Below are 17046 nucleotides of genomic sequence, written 5' to 3' on the forward strand. Positions count from 1 at the left end.
GAATCAGCGGATTCTACCAGCCTTTGCCCCCGCCTTTGAGTGCTTACTGACTGACCGTCAGTTTGCCGACCATGCCGGCCTGATAATGGCCGGGGATGTTGCAGGCAAACTCAAGATTGACGGCCTTGCTGAACGTCCAGGTCAACTCGGCGGTTTTGCCGGGCTCCACCAGCACGCTGTTGGGGTCGTCGTGCTTCATGCCCTGCTTCATCGCGCCCATCGCCATGGCGTCGTGGCCCATCGCGCTGTGGTCCATGCCGGCCATGTCGTGGGACATTTCTTTCATGCCCGTAGGCGTGAGCATGCCGCTTTGCTGCATCTTGAGCATTTCCTGCTGATGGCTGGCATGCATCGCCGCATCGCCCAGGTTGAATTCGTGCAGCAGTTGCCCCTTGTTCACCAGCACGAAACGAACGGTCTCACCGGCCTTGACCTCGATGGCCTTGGGATCGAACGACATGTCGCCCATCACCACTTCGATGCTGCGGCTGGCCTTGGCCGCCGGGGCCGGCTGGCCGAAATCGTAGGTGTGCGCCCCGGCCGCCCACACAGGCGAACTCAGCGCCAGCAGACAGGCGGCGACGGTCAGACGGTTGCGCAAAAACATGGTCGTACTCCAACAAAGAAAGGTTCAGCCTGTGGGAAACTCTAGCCCGTCTGCGCTGGCGCGAACCTGACAGGCAGATTACAACTTTGTCAGGTTGGCCTGCGTGGCGACCGTCCACGGTATAACGCCCCGAAACCTCACCCGAGCCGCCCATGAAACTGCTGATCGTCGAAGACCAACCGAAAACCGGTCATTACCTGCGCCAGGGCCTGACCGAAGCGGGGTTCAACACCGAACTTGTGGCCGACGGCAACAGCGGCCAGCAACTGGCGCTGAGCGGCGACTATGCCTTGCTGATCCTCGACGTGATGCTGCCCGGCCGGGACGGCTGGCAGATCCTGCAGGCCGTGCGCGGCGCCGGCCTGGATACGCCGGTGCTGTTCCTGACCGCCAAGGATGCGGTGGAAGACCGGGTGCACGGCCTGGAGCTGGGCGCCGACGACTACCTCGTCAAGCCGTTCGCCTTCTCCGAACTGCTGGCCCGGGTGCGCAGCCTGCTGCGGCGCGGCAGCGCCACGCCCCAGGAGACCAGCCTGCAACTGGCGGACCTGCGCCTGGACCTGATCCGCCGCCGGGTCGAGCGCAGCGGCCAGCGCATCGACCTCACGGCCAAGGAATTCGCCCTGCTGGAAATGCTCCTGCGCCGCCAGGGCGAAGTGCTGCCCAAATCCCTGATCGCCTCGCAGGTCTGGGACATGAACTTCGACAGCGACACCAACGTGATCGAAGTGGCGATCCGGCGGCTGCGCCTGAAGATCGACGACGATTTCCCCAACAAGCTGATCCACACCGTGCGCGGCATGGGTTACGTCCTCGAAGAGCGGGCCGACTGATGCGCAGGCTTTCCTTGAGCGGGCGCTTGGCCTTGCTGTTCGCCGCCTGCACCGCCGCTGTGTCGCTGGTGGCCGGGGTGCTGTTCAGCCGCGCCAGCGAGGCGCATTTCATTGAACTGGATCAGCAGTTGCTCGACAGCAAGCTCATCGGCCTGCGCCGGGCCCTGCAGGACGTGCCGGACCATCAGCGCCAGGCGCGGCTGGCCGACGAACTGAGCCGACAGGCCGACCTGTCGCTGCGCATCAGCGGCAGCGATGGCCAGCGTTGGTACGACAGTTCGGACCGGTTGCCCGAAACGCTGCCCCGGGCGAGCGGCCTGGCCACGGTCAGCGACGACGGCACCGATTACCGGGTGCTGAACGCGGCACTCTATCCGGACAAGGCCGACTCACCACAGCTGACCTTGCTGCTGGACATCACCCATCACCAACACTTCCTGCAACGCATGCAGCACCTGATCTGGCTGACCGTCGGTCTGTCGGCGCTGGCCACCGCGCTGCTCGGCGCCTGGGCCGCGCGCAGCGGCCTGCGTCCGCTGCGGCGCATGAGTGCGGTGGCGCGCGGCGTCTCGGCGCAATCACTCAACGCACGGCTGCCCCAGGAGCAGATGCCGCCGGAACTTTCGGAACTGGCGCAAAGCTTCAACGCCATGCTCGGCCGCCTGGACGACGCCTTTCAGCGGCTCTCGGCGTTCTCCGCCGACATCGCCCATGAACTGCGCACACCGCTGTCGAACCTGCTGACCCACACCCAGGTCACCCTCACCCGACCGCGCTCCATGGAGGACTACCGCGAAGCCCTGCACAGCAACCTCGAAGAGCTGCAATGGATGGCGCAACTGGTCAACGACATGCTGTACCTGGCCAAGGCCGACCACGGTTTGCTGATGCCCACGCGCGAGCCGCTGGAACTGGCCGACGAGACCGACACGCTGCTGGAATTCTTCGCGCCGCTGGCCGAAGACGCCGGCGTGACGCTCAGCCGCGAAGGCCACGGGCGCCTGGACGGCGACCGCGGCATGCTGCGCCGGGCCTTGTCGAACCTGCTGGACAACGCGTTGCGCTTCACCCCGGCCGAGGGCCAGGTGCGCTTGCTGATCGCCGAGCAGCCGACGTCATTGAGGGTGAGCGTGGAAAACACCGGCGAGGGGATTTCGGCGCAGCTGCTGCCGCGCCTGTTCGACCGTTTCTACCGGGCCGATCCGGCCCGCCAGGAAGGCAGCCAGGAACACGCCGGGCTGGGGTTGGCGATCACCCAATCCATCGTCCGCGCCCATGGCGGGCAGATTCATTGCGAATCGGCCCAAGGGTGGACGCGGTTTGTGATCGAGTTGCCGAAGGGGGATTGAGGCCGGCCGTTGCGGCCTCATCGCCAGCAGGCTGGCTCCCACATGGGATCTGTGTCATCCATCCCTGTGGGAACCAGCCAGCCTGCTGGTGATGGCGATCCTGAGGCTCAGGAGTATCTCAAGGCCTGCGCCGGCTCGACCTTCGCCGCCCGCCACGCCGGGTACACGGTGGCCAGGAAGCTCATGATGAAGCCCGCCGAGCAGATCAGCAGCACGTCGCCGCCTTGCAGCTCCGACGGCAGGTTGCTGACGAAATACACGTCCGAACTGAAGATGTGCTGCCCGGTGACCCGTTCGATCCAGCCCACCATCTCGCTGACGTTCAGCGCGGCGATCACGCCGAGCACGCCGCCGATCAGCGTGCCGACGATCCCGATCACCGTGCCCTGCACCATGAAGATCGCCATGATCTGCCGGGGCGTGGCGCCGATGGTGCGCAGGATCGCGATGTCCGCACCCTTGTCGTTCACCACCATGATCAGGGTCGCGATGATGTTGAACGCCGCCACCGCGACGATCATCAGCAACAGCAGGCCAATCATGGTCTTTTCCATTTTCATCGCGCTGAACAGGCTGCCCTGGGTGTGGGTCCAGTCGTCGGCCTTGTAGCCGGCGCCCAGGCCCGTCGCGATGTCGGAGGAAACCTTCGGCGCGGCGTACAGGTCCTTCACCGCCAGGCGCACGCTCTGCACCTGGTTCGGTTCCCAGTGCTGCATCTGCGCGGCGTCGGCCACATGGATCAGGCCCATGGAGCCGTCGAGCTCGGCGCCGACCTTGAACACGCCCACCACGTTCAGGCGCTGCATCCTCGGGGTGATGCCACCGGGTGCGGTGCTGACTTCAGGCACGATCAGGGTGATCTTGTCGCCCACGTTCAGGCGGAAGCGCCGCGCGGTGATCTCGCCGAGCACCACGCCGTATTCGCCCGGCTTCAAGGCATCGAGACGGCCCTGCACGATGTGCTGCGCGACGATCGACACCTTGCCTTCCTGGGCCGGGTCGACGCCGCTGATCTGGATCGGCTGCATCATCCCCTTGTAGGAGAGCATGCCTTCCATTTCGGTGAACGGCACGGCGGCGGTGACTTCAGGGTTCTTCAGCGCGGCGGCGGCCACCGGTTGCCAGTCGTCGATGGGGTTGACGCCGACGATGGTCGCATGGGGCACCATGCCGAGGATGCGCGAGCTCATTTCGCGCTGGAAGCCGTTCATCACCGACAGCACCACGATCATCGCCAGCACGCCGAGGGCGAGCCCGATCATCGAAGTCATCGAGATGAACGAAACAAAGCGGTTGCGGCGCTTGGCGCGGGTGTAGCGCGCGCCGATGAAGATCGATAACGGTCTGAACATTCGCTGGGGCACCGTTTGGGAATAAAAGGCCCGACGCCTTCACCGGCATCGGGCTGCGGGCGTCAGATGGGGGTCAGGCAACCTTCCTGCAGGTGCAGGACGCGATCCATCTGGCGGGCCAGGTTCATGTCGTGGGTCACCACCAGGAACGCCGTGCGCATCGAAGTGCTGAGTTCGAGCATCAGGTCCTGAATGCCCTGGGCGGTGTGGGAGTCGAGGTTGCCGGTCGGCTCGTCGAGCATCACCAGCCCTGGCTTGTTCACCAGCGCGCGGGCGATCGCCACACGCTGACGCTCACCGCCGGACAGCTCGGCCGGCTTGTGCTCCAGACGATGGGCCAGGCCGACCCGCTCCAGCAGCGCCGTCGCACGCTGACGGGCTTCCGGGATCGGCGTCTTGCCGATCAGCAGCGGCATGCAGACGTTCTCCAGCGCGGTGAACTCCGGCAGCAGGTGGTGGAACTGGTACACGAAACCCAGCGCGCGGTTGCGCAGCTGGCCGCGGCCCTTCTCGCTCAGTGCCGAGAGCTCTTCGCCGGCGAGCCAGACGCTGCCCTTGGTCGGCGTGTCGAGGCCGCCCAGCAGGTTGAGCAAGGTACTCTTGCCCGAACCCGACGTACCGACGATGGCCACCCGCTCGCCGGGGAACAACTCCAGCTGCAGATTGGCCAACACTTCCACCGACTCCGGGCCTTCCTCGTAGGATTTGCCCAGGCTGCGGCAGCTCAAGATCGCTTTTTGACTCATGCCCGACTCACTCATAACGTAGCGCCTCCGCCGGCTGGGTGCGTGCGGCACGCCAGGCGGGATACAGGGTGGCGAGGAAACTCAGGACCAACGCGGCGGAGCAGACCATCACCACATCCTGGCTCTGCACCTGCGACGGCAGGTAATCGATGAAGTACACGTCCGCGTTGAGGAACTTGTGACCGATCAGGCCTTCGAGGGCCGAGATCGCGGCGCTGACGTTGAGCGCGGCGAAGATCCCGACCACCGCGCCGATGGCGGTGCCGACCACGCCGATCACAGTGCCCTGCACCATGAAGATGCGCATGATCGTCCCGGGCGTGGCGCCCAGGGTGCGCAGGATCGCGATGTCGCCCTTCTTGTCGTTGACCACCATCACCAGCGTGGAAATGATGTTGAAGGCCGCCACGGCGACGATCAGCAGCAACAGCAGGCCGATCATGGCTTTCTCCATGCGGATCGCCTGGTACAGGTTGCCGTGGGTGCGGGTCCAGTCGCGGGCGTAGTAACGGTCTTCGCCCAGCTGCCGGGCGATGTTCCACGCCTCGCGCGGGGCCTGGAACAGGTCGTCGAACTTCAGGCGCAAACCCTGCACCTGATCCGGCTTCCAGCGGTGCAGCTTCGCCAGGTCCTGCAGGTTGGTGACGCCCAGGTAGCCGTCGATCTCGCCGGCGCCGACGTGGAAGATGCCGACCACCGTGAAGCGTTTCATGCGCGGGAACATGCCGGCCGGGGTCACGCTGACCTCCGGCGCCACGAACGTGATCTTGTCGCCCAGGCCCACGCCGAGCTTGGCCGCGGCCTTGTCGCCGATGACGATGCCGAAGCTGCCCGGGGTCAGGTCGTCGAGTTTGCCCTGCCGCATGAAGTTGTCGATGATCGACACGTTGCGCTCCAGCGCCGGGTCGATGGCGTTGAGCAGCACCTTGGACACCTGACCGTTGTTGGTCAGCAGCCCCTGCATCTGGGTGAACGGCGCGACGGCCGTCACCTGAGGGTTCTGCCTGACCTTGTCGGCCAGGCCCTGCCAGTCGCTGATGGCTTCGCCGGACTCGACGGTGGCGTGGGGCACCATGCCCAGCACGCGGGTGCGCATCTCATGGTCGAAGCCGTTCATCACCGACAGCACCACGATCATCACGACCACGCCAAGGGCGAGCCCGATCATCGAAGTCAGGGAAATGAAGGAGACAAAATGATTGCGACGCTTTGCACGGGTGTAACGCGTGCCGATGAATACGAAGAGAGGTCTGAACATGTCGGGGCTTGTTCGGAGGGAAAAGGAACGTCCTTGTGGCGGGGGTCGATAACCAGCTTTACACTCAGACCACCGCCGCTACCATGGGTTCGCCATGTCGACATTAGATGAAGAAGATCGCCGCGAATACTACCGTATCGAGGACATGATCGCACTGGAAATTAGGCCCCTGTCCGCTCCCGAAGCGGCGGGCGAGGAAGTGTTGCAGGATGCTTCCCCCCTCTTCAACCTGCTCAGCGAACTGCACCTGAGCGAATTCGAGTCGCAGCACCTGCTGCGCCAGATCAGCGAGCGCGACCGCGCCATCGCCGCGTTCCTGAAGACCCAGAACAAACGCATCGACCTGCTCAGCCAGGTGGTCGCCCTGACCGTGCTCGGCCACATCGGCGAGCCGCAGCCGGTGATCATCTCCGAAGGCGGCATCGACTTCCAGCACCCGACGCCCGTGGCCGTCGGCGCGCGGCTGTCGGTCAAGCTGGTGCTGATGCCCCAGGCCCTCGGCCTGCTGCTGCGCGCCCGCGTGACCCATTGCGACCGCAAGGGCGACGGCTATGACGTCGGCACCGAGTTCGAGCACCTGACCGACGCCCAGCGCCAATTGCTCGCCCGCTACATCCTGCAGAAGCAGGCCCAGGAACGACGCCTGGCCCGCGAACAGAACGAATCAGGCATTTGAATTAAGGAAGAACCGTGACCCTCATCTACGGCCACCGCGGCGCCAAGGGCGAAGCACCGGAAAACACCCTGACCAGCTTTCAGGAATGCCTCAAGCACGGCGTGCGCCGCTGCGAACTGGACCTGCACCTGTCCAAGGACGGCGAACTGATGGTCATCCACGACCCGACCCTCAAGCGCACCACCGAGCGGCGCGGCAAGGTCGTCGAGCACACGGCCGCCGAACTGGTGACCTACGATGCGCGCAAGGGCGGCCCGGGCTGGATCAAGCCCTGCCCGATCCCGACGCTGGAAGAGCTGTTCGAGAAATGCGACTTCGAGCACTGGCAACTGGAGGTCAAGAGCGCCTCGCGCACCCGCGCCGCGACCACGGTGCTGGCGATCCGCGAAATGGCGGTCAGGCATGGCCTGCTCGACAAGGTGACGATCACCTCGAGCTCACGGGAAGTGTTGAAGGCAGCGCAGGACCTGGTGCCGGACGTGTCCCGCGGCCTGGTGGCCGAGTACGCCTGGCTGGACCCGCTGAAGGTCGCGCAGAACTACGGTTGCGAGATCCTGGCCCTGAACTGGACGCTGTGCACGCCGGAGCGCCTGCAGAAGGCGCAGCGCCAAGGGCTGCACGTCTCGGTGTGGACCGTCAACGAGCCCGCGCTGATGCGCAGGCTCGCCGACTTCGGCGTTGACAGCCTGATTACAGACTTTCCCGGTTTGGCCACTGCCACCCTCGAGAATTGCTGAAATCGGTCTCCCCGGCCGGCTCAGGCCACCGGCCGGAGCCGCTCAAAAAAGCCGGTTGAGGCCGTCGTACGCCGCTACCCGATAGGCTTCGGCCATGGTCGGGTAGTTGAACGTGGTGTTGACGAAGTACTTCAGGGTGTTGAGCTCGCCCGGCTGGTTCATGATCGCCTGGCCGATGTGCACGATCTCCGAGGCCTGATAGCCGAAGCAGTGAACGCCCAGCACTTCCAGCGTCTCGCGGTGGAACAGGATCTTCAGCATGCCTTGAGGCTCGCCGGCGATCTGCGCCCGCGCCATGCTCTTGAAGAACGCCTTGCCCACTTCGTACGGCACCTTGGCCTGGGTCAGCTCCTGCTCGTTCTTGCCGATCGAACTGATCTCCGGAATGGTGTAGATGCCGGTCGGCACGTCATTCACGAAACGCCAGCTGCCGTTGTCGACGATGCTGCCGGCGGCCGAACGGCCCTGGTCGTGGGCGGCACTGGCCAGGCTCGGCCAGCCGATCACGTCACCGGCGCCATAGATGTTCTGCACGCAGGTGCGGTAGTTTTCGTCGACTTCGATCTGGCCGCGGCTGTTGACCTTGATCCCGATGTTCTCCAGACCCAACTGGTCGGTGTTGCCGGTGCGTCCGTTGCACCAGAGCAAGGCGTCGGCCTTGATCTTCTTGCCGGACTTCAGGTGCAGGATCACGCCGTTGTCCACGCCTTCGACCCGGTCGTAGTCTTCGTTGTGGCGCACGGTGATGTTGTTGTTGCTGAAGTGGTAGCTCAGCGCCTGGGAGATTTCCGAGTCGAGGAAGCTCAGCAGTTGGCCGCGGTTGTCCACCAGCTCCACCAGCACGCCCAGGCCGCTGAAGATCGAGGCGTATTCGCAGCCGATCACGCCGGCGCCGTAGACGATCAGTTTGCGCGGGGTGTGGCCGAGGCTGAGGATGGTGTCGCTGTCGTAGATGCGCGGGTGGTGGAAGTCGATATCCGCCGGACGGTACGGACGCGAACCGGTGGCGATGATGATGTGCTTGGCCACCAGCTTCTCGACCACGCCGTTGGCGCAGACCACTTCGATGGTCTGCTCGTCGGCGAAGCTGCCGGTGCCGAAGAACACATCGACGCGGTTGCGGGCGTAATAGCCGGTGCGCGAGGCGACTTGCTTGGAGATGACCTTCTCGGCGCTTTTCAGCACGTCCGGGAAGGAGAACCAGCGCGGCTCGCCGATGGCCCGGAACATCGGGTTGGTGTTGAACTGCATGATCTGCCGCACGGAGTGACGCAAGGCCTTGGACGGGATGGTGCCCAGGTGGGTGCAGTTGCCGCCGACCTGACGGCGGCTGTCGACCATCGCCACCTTGCGCCCCGCCTTGGCGGCGTTCATTGCCGCGCCTTCTCCCGCCGGGCCGGAACCCAGCACCACCACGTCGTAGTTGTAGACAGCCATGCGTACTCCTCAGAACAGGCCGCGGCGCCAACGGCACCGGCGGCTAAATCACGCCGGATGGCGGCGCGAAGGAACAATTGGGGGCCAGTGAAAAAACCCGGACACAGTCTATAGAAGCGTCAACGCCGCGCACATTAACCCTTGGTCGCGTCGTAGGCTACTTCTGCCTGCACTACAACGCCAGTTTTCGCATTGTCCTCAGTCAGGTTTCCCGCGACTGAGCCGCTCGAAAGCAGGGCTTGCGCGCGTGACGAAACCTGTATCGGCACGAATCACGAAGAATGCACCGACGCCGTGACGTTCGGCATAGTCCCAACCCCGCTCTGGGCCGAGGATCAGCAACAGCGTCGAGAGCCCGTCGGCCATCAGCGCCGAAGGATCAATCACCGTCACGGACGCCAGATCGTGCAGGACGGGCCTGCCGGTGCGGGCATCGAACGTGTGGGAATAACGCTGGCCGTCCTGCCGGAAATAGTTGCGGTAGTCGCCGGAGGTGGAAACGCCGTAGCCGTCGACCTCGATGACGCGTTCCGTCACCTGTCGGTCGTCACGGGGCTCCTCCAGGGCGATGCGCCACGCAGCCCCGTCAGGCTTCTTGCCGCTGGCCTTGAGTTCGCCGGTGGCCTCGGCGAGGTAATCGTGGATGCCCAGGGCTTCGAGCCTGGCGGCGATCGCATCGACCGCGTAACCGGCCGCGATGCTGTCGAAGTCGACTTCGACGGCGGCGTCCTTGCACAGGCGCTCGCCCTCGATGCGCAGATGCTGATGGCCGACACGCTGCCGGGCCTGCGCCAGCGCCGCGTCATCCGGCACCTTTTCCTCACGGCCTTGCGGACCGAAGCCCCACAGGTTCATCAGCGGTTCCACCGTCAGGTCGTAGGAACCTTCGCTCTGCTGCGACAGACGCTCGCCGACCCGAACCAACTCAAGCACCGGCGCCGGCATGGCCTGACAGCCACCGGCGGGCAAGCCGTTGAAGCGCGAGATGTCGGAGTCGCTGCGGTAGGTGGACATCTGCCGGTCGACGCCGGCCAGGATGCCCTCGACTTCGCCGCGCACCTGCGCAGGATCGGGCAGCCCCGGGTGCCGCACGTACTTGACCGACCAGGTGCTGCCCATGGTCGGCCCGCCCAGGGTTTCCAGGGTGTCGCCGGCGCCACAGGCGCACAGCGCACCCGCCAGGATCACAAGCCCAAGCCACCGTCCAGTTAACAATTCTTCATCTCCCCGCAAAACCCCGCCGGCCATTATGAATCAAAGCGCCCGCGCGCTCCGCACGTACGCAACGCCCTCATACAAAATCCAACAGCGAGTATCTGGATATGTCCTCCTCCCCGGGCAAAGGCAAGGCGATCTTTCGCGTTGTCAGCGGCAACTTCCTCGAAATGTTCGACTTCATGGTCTACGGCTTCTATGCCACGGCCATCGCCAAAGCCTTCTTTCCGGCCGACAGCGCCTTCGCCTCCCTGATGCTTTCGCTGGCGACCTTCGGCGCCGGCTTCCTGATGCGCCCTCTGGGGGCGATCTTCCTCGGCGCCTACATCGACCGCCACGGCCGCCGCCAGGGCCTGATCATCACACTGGCCCTGATGGCCGCCGGCACCGTGCTGATCGCCTGCGTGCCCGGCTACGCGACCCTCGGCGTCGCCGCACCGCTGCTGGTGCTGCTCGGACGCCTGCTGCAAGGCTTCTCCGCCGGTGTCGAGCTGGGCGGGGTTTCGGTGTACCTGGCGGAAATCTCCACGCCGGGGCGCAAGGGCTTTTTCGTCAGTTGGCAGTCCGCCAGCCAACAGGCGGCCGTGGTCTTCGCCGGCCTGCTCGGCGTCGGCCTCAACCACTGGCTGAGCCCCGAGCAAATGGGCGACTGGGGATGGCGCGCGCCGTTCCTGGTCGGCTGCATGATCGTCCCGGCGATCTTCATCATCCGCCGCTCGCTGGAGGAAACCCCGGAGTTCCAGGCGCGCAAGCATCGCCCTACCCTGTCGGACATTGTCCGCTCCATCAGCCAGAACTTCGGCATCGTCATCGCCGGCATGGCGCTGGTGGTGATGACCACCGTGTCGTTCTATCTGATCACCGCCTACACGCCGACCTTCGGCAAGGCCGAGCTGCATCTGTCTGACTTCGATGCCTTGCTGGTGACGGTGTGCATCGGCCTGTCGAACTTTTTCTGGCTGCCGGTGATGGGGTCGGTGTCGGACCGGATCGGACGCAAACCGCTGCTGCTGGCGGCGACGATCCTGGCCATCGTCACGGCCTACCCGGCACTGTCGTGGCTGGTGGCGAACCCGAGCTTCAGCCATCTGCTGATCGTCGAGTTGTGGCTGTCGTTCCTGTACGGCTCGTACAACGGCGCCATGGTGGTGGCGCTGACCGAGATCATGCCGGTGGAGGTGCGCACGACCGGCTTCTCGCTGGCCTACAGCCTGGCGACCGCCACGTTCGGCGGCTTCACCCCGGCGGCGTGCACTTACCTGATCCATGTGCTGGACAACAAGGCGGCGCCGGGCATCTGGCTCAGCGGCGCGGCGGTGCTGGGGCTGATTGCCACGCTGGTGCTGTTCCGCGGCAACCGGCACGAACAGCGCGCGGCGCAGGCGGCCGTGGGCGGCGGTGCCTGACCGGCCGCCATCGCCAGCAGGGCTGGCTCCCACAGGGATTTTGCATCGCCACAGCCCCTGTGGGAGCCCGCGCCGCTAGCGATGGGGCCAGCCCAATTGCGACAGGCACACAAACAAAAACGCCCCGACCAAGGTCGGGGCGTTTTCATGTACCGCTAAGGCTTAGCGCGGGAACGCTGGCGGGTTCACGCCGGCCATGTCTTCCATCACGCGGATCACCTGGCAGCTGTAGCCGAACTCGTTGTCGTACCAGACGTACAGAACGACGCGGTTGTCCTGGGTGATGGTCGCCTCGGCGTCCACCACGCCTGCGTGGCGCGAGCCCACGAAGTCGGTGGAAACCACTTCCTGCGAATTGACGAAGTCGATCTGCTTGTGCAGGTCCGAGTGCAGCGCCATGTAGCGCAGGTACTCGTTCATCTCTTCGCGGGTGGCGGCCTTCTCAAGGTTCAGGTTGAGGATGGCCATGGACACGTTCGGCGTCGGAACGCGGATCGCGTTGCCGGTCAGCTTGCCGGCCAGCTCAGGCAGGGCCTTGGCGGCAGCGGTGGCGGCGCCGGTCTCGGTGATCACCATGTTCAGCGCAGCGCTGCGGCCACGGCGGTCGCCCTTGTGGAAGTTGTCGATCAGGTTCTGGTCGTTGGTGTACGAGTGAACGGTCTCGACGTGGCCGTTGACGATGCCGAACTTGTCGTTCACAGCCTTCAGCACCGGCACGATGGCGTTGGTGGTGCAGGAAGCGGCGGAGACGATCTTGTCGTCAGCGGTGATTTCGTTGTGGTTGATGCCGTGAACGATGTTCTTCAGCTTGCCCTTGCCAGGCGCGGTCAGAACGACACGGTCGATGCCCGGGCACTGCAGGTGCTGACCCAGGCCGTCGGCGTCGCGCCACACACCGGTGTTGTCCACCAGCAGCGCGTCTTTGATGCCGTACTGGGTGTAGTCCACCTCGGTCGGGTTCTTCGCGTAGATCACCTGGATCAGGTTGCCGTTGGCGGTGATGGTGTTGTTGGCTTCATCGATGGTGATGGTGCCGTTGAACGAACCGTGCACCGAGTCGCGGCGCAGCAGGCTGGCGCGCTTGGTCAGGTCGTTCTCGGCGCCCTTGCGCACCACGATGGCCCGCAGGCGCAGGCCGTCGCCGCCACCGGTCTTCTCGATCAGGATGCGCGCCAGCAGACGGCCGATGCGGCCGAAACCGTACAGGACGACGTCGGTGCCCTTGCGGGCCGAAGCGTTCTGCTGACCGACCACTTCGGCCATCTCTTCACGCACGAATTGCTCGGCGGTGCGGCCGTTGGCTTCGTTGCGGAACTTGAACGCCAGCTTGCCCAGGTCTACCGAAGCCGCGCCGAGCTTGAGCTCGCTCATGGCCTTGAGCAGCGGGAATGTTTCGTGGACGGAGAGTTCGCTGTCGTCGGCAGCGCGATGGCGGGCAAAGCGGTGGGCTTTGAGAATCGCGATGACAGACTGGTTGATCAGGCTGCGGCCATAGATCGAGCTCACCACGTTGTTGTTGCGGTAGAGCTGACCGATAAGCGGAATCATCGCTTCTGCGAGTGCTTCACGGTCGATCCATTCACCAAGACACTGGTCGGGCTTCTGAGTCACGGGAACCTTCCACATGTAGGGGCAGAAAAAAGGGGCTACATTATGCCGCCGAGTCCCTCGCGTAGCAATGCGCGCCTGTCGCGCAATCGGTAACAAATGACCGGCCGAAAAAAATGCGCCCCTCGCCAGCCCAGCAAAACCGGGGCCTCCAGCGCTGTCAATTTTTCGACACCCAAACAGCCATGTCTGTAACCCTCCGTAACACCCCTGGTTTTCGGCACTACATTTCCACCAAAAAACCGCCCGTTTTTGTCTTTACCACTACATTTTGCCCAAACCGCGCAGATAGACGCAGTCTGCAACTGACAGGCGGCACCCGACGCCGCTACAATTACCGACTTTGTCGCACCGCCTGGAGCCCGACCTTCCGTGCCCGTTCTGCGTCTACCGCCACTCCCTGCCGCGGCAGGTAAACAGCATTGGGGCAACCTGCCCGGTGCCGCCCTGAGCCTGGTGATCGCCGAGGCTGCCAGCGCAGCCAAGCGCTTTACGCTGCTGCTGACCGCCGACAGCCAAAGCGCCGAGCGGCTGGAGCAGGAGCTGAGCTTCTTCGCCCCGGATCTGCCCGTGCTGCATTTCCCGGACTGGGAAACCCTGCCTTACGACCTGTTCTCGCCGCACCAGGACATCATTTCCCAGCGCATCGCCAGCCTGTACCGCCTGCCGGAACTTGCGCACGGCGTGCTGGTGGTGCCGATCACCACCGCCCTGCACCGCCTGGCGCCGACCCAGTTCCTGCTCGGCAGCAGCCTGGTGCTGGACGTCGGCCAGAAGCTCGACGTCGAACTCATGCGCACCCGGCTCGAAGCCAGCGGCTACCGTTATGTGGACACGGTCTACGAGCATGGCGAATTCACCGTGCGCGGCGCGCTGATCGACCTGTTCCCGATGGGCAGCAAACTGCCCTACCGCATCGACCTGTTCGACGACGAAATCGAGACCCTGCGCACCTTCGACCCGGAGAACCAGCGCTCTATCGACAAGGTCGACTCGGTCAAGCTGCTGCCGGCCAAGGAATTCCCGCTGCAGAAGGAAGCGGTGACCCGCTTCAAGGCGCGCTTCCGTGAACGTTTCGATGTCGATTTCCGTCGCTGCCCGATCTTCCAGGACCTGAGCAGCGGCATCACCCCGGCCGGCATCGAGTACTACCTGCCTCTGTTCTTCGAAGAGACCTCGACCCTGTTCGACTACCTGCCCCAGGACACCCAGGTGTTCTCGTTGCCGGGCATCGAGCAGGCGGCGGAAAACTTCTGGAACGACGTGCGCAACCGCTATGAGGAACGCCGCGTCGATCCGTCACGTCCTCTGTTGCCGCCGGCCGAACTGTTCCTGCCGGTGGAAGACTGCTTCGCCCGCCTCAAGAGCTGGCCCCGCGTCACCGCCAGCCAGCAGGAGACGGACACCGGCGTCGGCCGCGAACGTTTCCCCGCTCAGGCATTGCCGAACCTGGCCATCGAAGCCAAGGCCAGCCAGCCGCTGGCGGCCCTCTCCGCCTTCCTCGACGCGTTCCCCGGGCGCGTGCTGTTCACCGCCGAATCCGCAGGCCGCCGCGAAGTGCTGCTGGAACTGCTCGAACGCCTGAAGCTGCGCCCCAAGACCGTCGACAGCTGGCCGGACTTCGTCGCCGGCAAGGAGCGCCTGGCGATCACCATCGCCCCGCTCGACGAAGGCCTGATGCTGGACGAGCCGTCGCTGGCGCTGATCGCCGAAAGCCCGCTGTTCGGTCAACGGGTGATGCAGCGCCGGCGCCGCGAAAAACGCGCCGACGCCAACAACGACGCGGTGATCAAGAACCTCACGGAACTGCGCGAAGGCGCGCCGGTGGTGCACATCGACCACGGCGTCGGCCGTTACCTGGGCCTGTCGATCCTGGAGATCGACAACCAGGCCGCCGAGTTCCTCACCCTGGAATACGCCGAGGGCGCCAAGCTGTACGTGCCGGTGGCGAACCTGCACCTGATCGCCCGCTACACCGGCAGCGACGACGAACTCGCGCCGCTGCACCGCCTCGGCTCCGAGACCTGGCAGAAAGCCAAGCGCAAGGCCGCCGAACAGGTGCGCGACGTCGCCGCCGAACTGCTCGACATCTATGCCCGCCGCGCCGCCCGCGAAGGCTATGCCTTCGCCGACCCGAAGGCCGACTACGCCACGTTCAGCGCCGGCTTCCCGTTCGAGGAAACCCCGGACCAACAGGCCACCATCGAAGCCGTGCGCGAGGACATGCTCGCGCCCAAGCCGATGGATCGTCTGGTCTGCGGCGACGTCGGCTTCGGCAAGACCGAAGTGGCGATGCGCGCCGCGTTCATCGCGGTGCACGGCGGCCGGCAGGTGGCGATCCTGGTGCCGACCACCCTGCTCGCCCAGCAGCACTACAACAGTTTCCGCGACCGCTTCGCCGACTGGCCGGTGACCGTGGAAGTGATGAGCCGCTTCAAGTCGGCCAAGGAAGTCAACGCCGCCGTGGCCGACCTGGCCGAAGGCAAGATCGACATCGTCATCGGCACCCACAAGCTGCTGCAGGACGACGTCAAGATCAAGAACCTGGGGCTGGTGATCATCGACGAAGAGCACCGCTTCGGCGTCCGCCAAAAGGAACAGCTCAAGGCCCTGCGCAGCGAAGTCGACATCCTGACCCTGACCGCCACGCCGATCCCGCGCACGCTGAACATGGCGGTGTCGGGCATGCGCGACCTGTCGATCATCGCCACGCCGCCGGCCCGGCGCCTGTCGGTGCGCACCTTCGTCATGGAGCAGAACAAGAGCACGGTCAAAGAGGCGCTGCTGCGTGAGCTACTGCGCGGCGGCCAAGTCTATTACCTGCACAACGACGTGAAAACCATCGAGAAGTGCGCCGCCGACCTGGCCGAACTGGTGCCGGAAGCGCGGATCGGCATCGGCCACGGACAGATGCGCGAGCGCGAGCTCGAACAGGTGATGAGCGACTTCTACCACAAGCGCTTCAACGTGCTGATCGCCTCGACCATCATCGAGACCGGCATCGACGTGCCGAGCGCCAACACGATCATCATCGAGCGCGCCGACAAGTTCGGCCTGGCCCAACTGCACCAACTGCGCGGCCGAGTCGGACGCAGCCACCACCAGGCCTACGCCTACCTGCTGACGCCGCCGCGCCAGCAGATCACCGCCGACGCGGAGAAGCGCCTGGAGGCGATCGCCAACACCCAGGACCTGGGCGCCGGTTTCGTGCTGGCCACCAACGACCTGGAGATCCGCGGCGCCGGCGAATTGCTCGGCGACGGCCAGAGCGGGCAGATCCAGGCCGTGGGCTTCACCCTGTACATGGAGATGCTCGAACGCGCGGTGAAATCGATCCGCAAGGGCGAGCAACCGAACCTGGAGCAGCCGCTCGGCGGCGGCCCGGAAGTGAACCTGCGGGTGCCTGCGCTGATTCCCGAGGACTATCTGCCGGACGTCCACGCCCGCCTGATCCTGTACAAGCGCATCGCGTCGGCCACCGACGAGGAAGGCCTGAAGGACCTGCAGGTGGAGATGATCGACCGCTTCGGCCTGCTGCCGGAGCCGACCAAGAACCTGATGCGCCTCACCGCGCTGAAGCTTAAGGCCGAACAGCTGGGCATCAAGAAAGTCGACGGCGGCCCGCAGGGCGGGCGCATCGAGTTCGCCGCCCAGACGCCGGTCGACCCGCTGACCCTGATCAAACTGATCCAGGGCCAGCCCAAACGCTACAAATTCGAAGGCGCCACGATGTTCAAGTTCATGGTGCCGATGGAGCGCCCGGAAGAGCGCTTCAATACTGTGGAGGCGCTGTTCGAGCGCCTCATCCCGACAACTGCTTGA

Annotated in this window: 13 protein-coding genes; 6 read left to right on the forward strand and 7 right to left on the reverse strand. The window is 64.9% G+C overall.

The window, feature by feature from the left end:
- Positions 1-43 precede the first annotated feature (43 nt).
- Positions 44-607, reverse strand: a complete 564-nt coding sequence (locus tag CAG41_RS10880; protein WP_085584521.1) for a plastocyanin/azurin family copper-binding protein — start codon at positions 605-607, stop codon at positions 44-46.
- Between the two features lie 152 nt (positions 608-759).
- Here CAG41_RS10880 and CAG41_RS10885 point away from each other — a divergent pair, with 152 nt between their 5' ends.
- A complete protein-coding gene (locus CAG41_RS10885; protein WP_085584523.1) occupies positions 760-1440 on the forward strand; it encodes a heavy metal response regulator transcription factor in 681 nt (226 codons plus the stop codon).
- Positions 1440-2789: a heavy metal sensor histidine kinase gene (locus CAG41_RS10890; protein WP_085584525.1), complete on the forward strand. Its 1350-nt coding sequence runs from the start codon at positions 1440-1442 to the stop codon at positions 2787-2789. The genes CAG41_RS10885 and CAG41_RS10890 overlap by 1 nt, the downstream gene beginning before the upstream one ends.
- Before the next feature lie 107 nt (positions 2790-2896).
- Here CAG41_RS10890 and CAG41_RS10895 read toward each other — a convergent pair whose 3' ends face one another.
- The 3 genes from CAG41_RS10895 to CAG41_RS10905 all read right to left on the reverse strand — a co-directional run bounded on the left by CAG41_RS10895 (position 2897) and on the right by CAG41_RS10905 (position 6145).
- The gene (locus CAG41_RS10895) at positions 2897-4141 is read right to left on the reverse strand and encodes a lipoprotein-releasing ABC transporter permease subunit (RefSeq protein WP_085584527.1); all 1245 of its coding nucleotides are present in this window, start codon (positions 4139-4141) and stop codon (positions 2897-2899) included.
- Positions 4142-4203: 62 nt separating this feature from the next.
- Complete coding sequence (lolD, locus tag CAG41_RS10900; RefSeq protein WP_170930074.1) at positions 4204-4887, reverse strand: lipoprotein-releasing ABC transporter ATP-binding protein LolD; 684 nt, start codon at positions 4885-4887, stop codon at positions 4204-4206.
- Positions 4888-4894: 7 nt separating this feature from the next.
- Positions 4895-6145, reverse strand: coding sequence for a lipoprotein-releasing ABC transporter permease subunit (locus CAG41_RS10905; RefSeq protein ID WP_085584531.1), 1251 nt, complete (start codon positions 6143-6145; stop codon positions 4895-4897).
- Between the two features lie 94 nt (positions 6146-6239).
- On the opposite strand from CAG41_RS10905, the gene CAG41_RS10910 reads away from it, so the two are divergent.
- Together CAG41_RS10910 and CAG41_RS10915 are read left to right on the forward strand one after the other, a co-directional pair.
- Positions 6240-6821: a PilZ domain-containing protein gene (locus CAG41_RS10910; protein WP_085630795.1), complete on the forward strand. Its 582-nt coding sequence runs from the start codon at positions 6240-6242 to the stop codon at positions 6819-6821.
- A 14-nt stretch (positions 6822-6835) separates the two neighbouring features.
- Positions 6836-7558: a glycerophosphodiester phosphodiesterase gene (locus CAG41_RS10915; RefSeq protein ID WP_085584535.1), complete on the forward strand. Its 723-nt coding sequence runs from the start codon at positions 6836-6838 to the stop codon at positions 7556-7558.
- Between the two features lie 42 nt (positions 7559-7600).
- On the opposite strand, the gene sthA is transcribed toward CAG41_RS10915, so the two are convergent.
- Positions 7601-8995: a Si-specific NAD(P)(+) transhydrogenase gene (sthA, locus tag CAG41_RS10920; protein WP_085584537.1), complete on the reverse strand. Its 1395-nt coding sequence runs from the start codon at positions 8993-8995 to the stop codon at positions 7601-7603.
- Positions 8996-9193: 198 nt separating this feature from the next.
- On the reverse strand, positions 9194-10243 hold the full coding sequence (locus CAG41_RS10925) for an FAD:protein FMN transferase (protein WP_085706985.1): 1050 nt from the start codon (positions 10241-10243) through the stop codon (positions 9194-9196).
- Positions 10244-10317: 74 nt separating this feature from the next.
- Between CAG41_RS10925 and CAG41_RS10930 the strand changes: the two genes are divergently transcribed.
- A complete protein-coding gene (locus CAG41_RS10930) occupies positions 10318-11616 on the forward strand; it encodes an MFS transporter (protein WP_085706986.1) in 1299 nt (432 codons plus the stop codon).
- A 162-nt stretch (positions 11617-11778) separates the two neighbouring features.
- Here the strand turns inward: CAG41_RS10930 and CAG41_RS10935 are convergent, their stop codons facing one another.
- Complete coding sequence (locus CAG41_RS10935) at positions 11779-13242, reverse strand: glyceraldehyde-3-phosphate dehydrogenase (RefSeq protein ID WP_085630799.1); 1464 nt, start codon at positions 13240-13242, stop codon at positions 11779-11781.
- Between the two features lie 354 nt (positions 13243-13596).
- Here CAG41_RS10935 and mfd point away from each other — a divergent pair, with 354 nt between their 5' ends.
- Positions 13597-17046 (forward strand): transcription-repair coupling factor, encoded by a 3450-nt coding sequence (gene mfd, locus CAG41_RS10940; RefSeq protein WP_085630802.1) that lies wholly within the window; start codon positions 13597-13599, stop codon positions 17044-17046.

Source organism: Pseudomonas sp. B35(2017) (assembly GCF_002113645.1).
GTDB lineage: Bacteria > Pseudomonadota > Gammaproteobacteria > Pseudomonadales > Pseudomonadaceae > Aquipseudomonas > Aquipseudomonas ekonensis.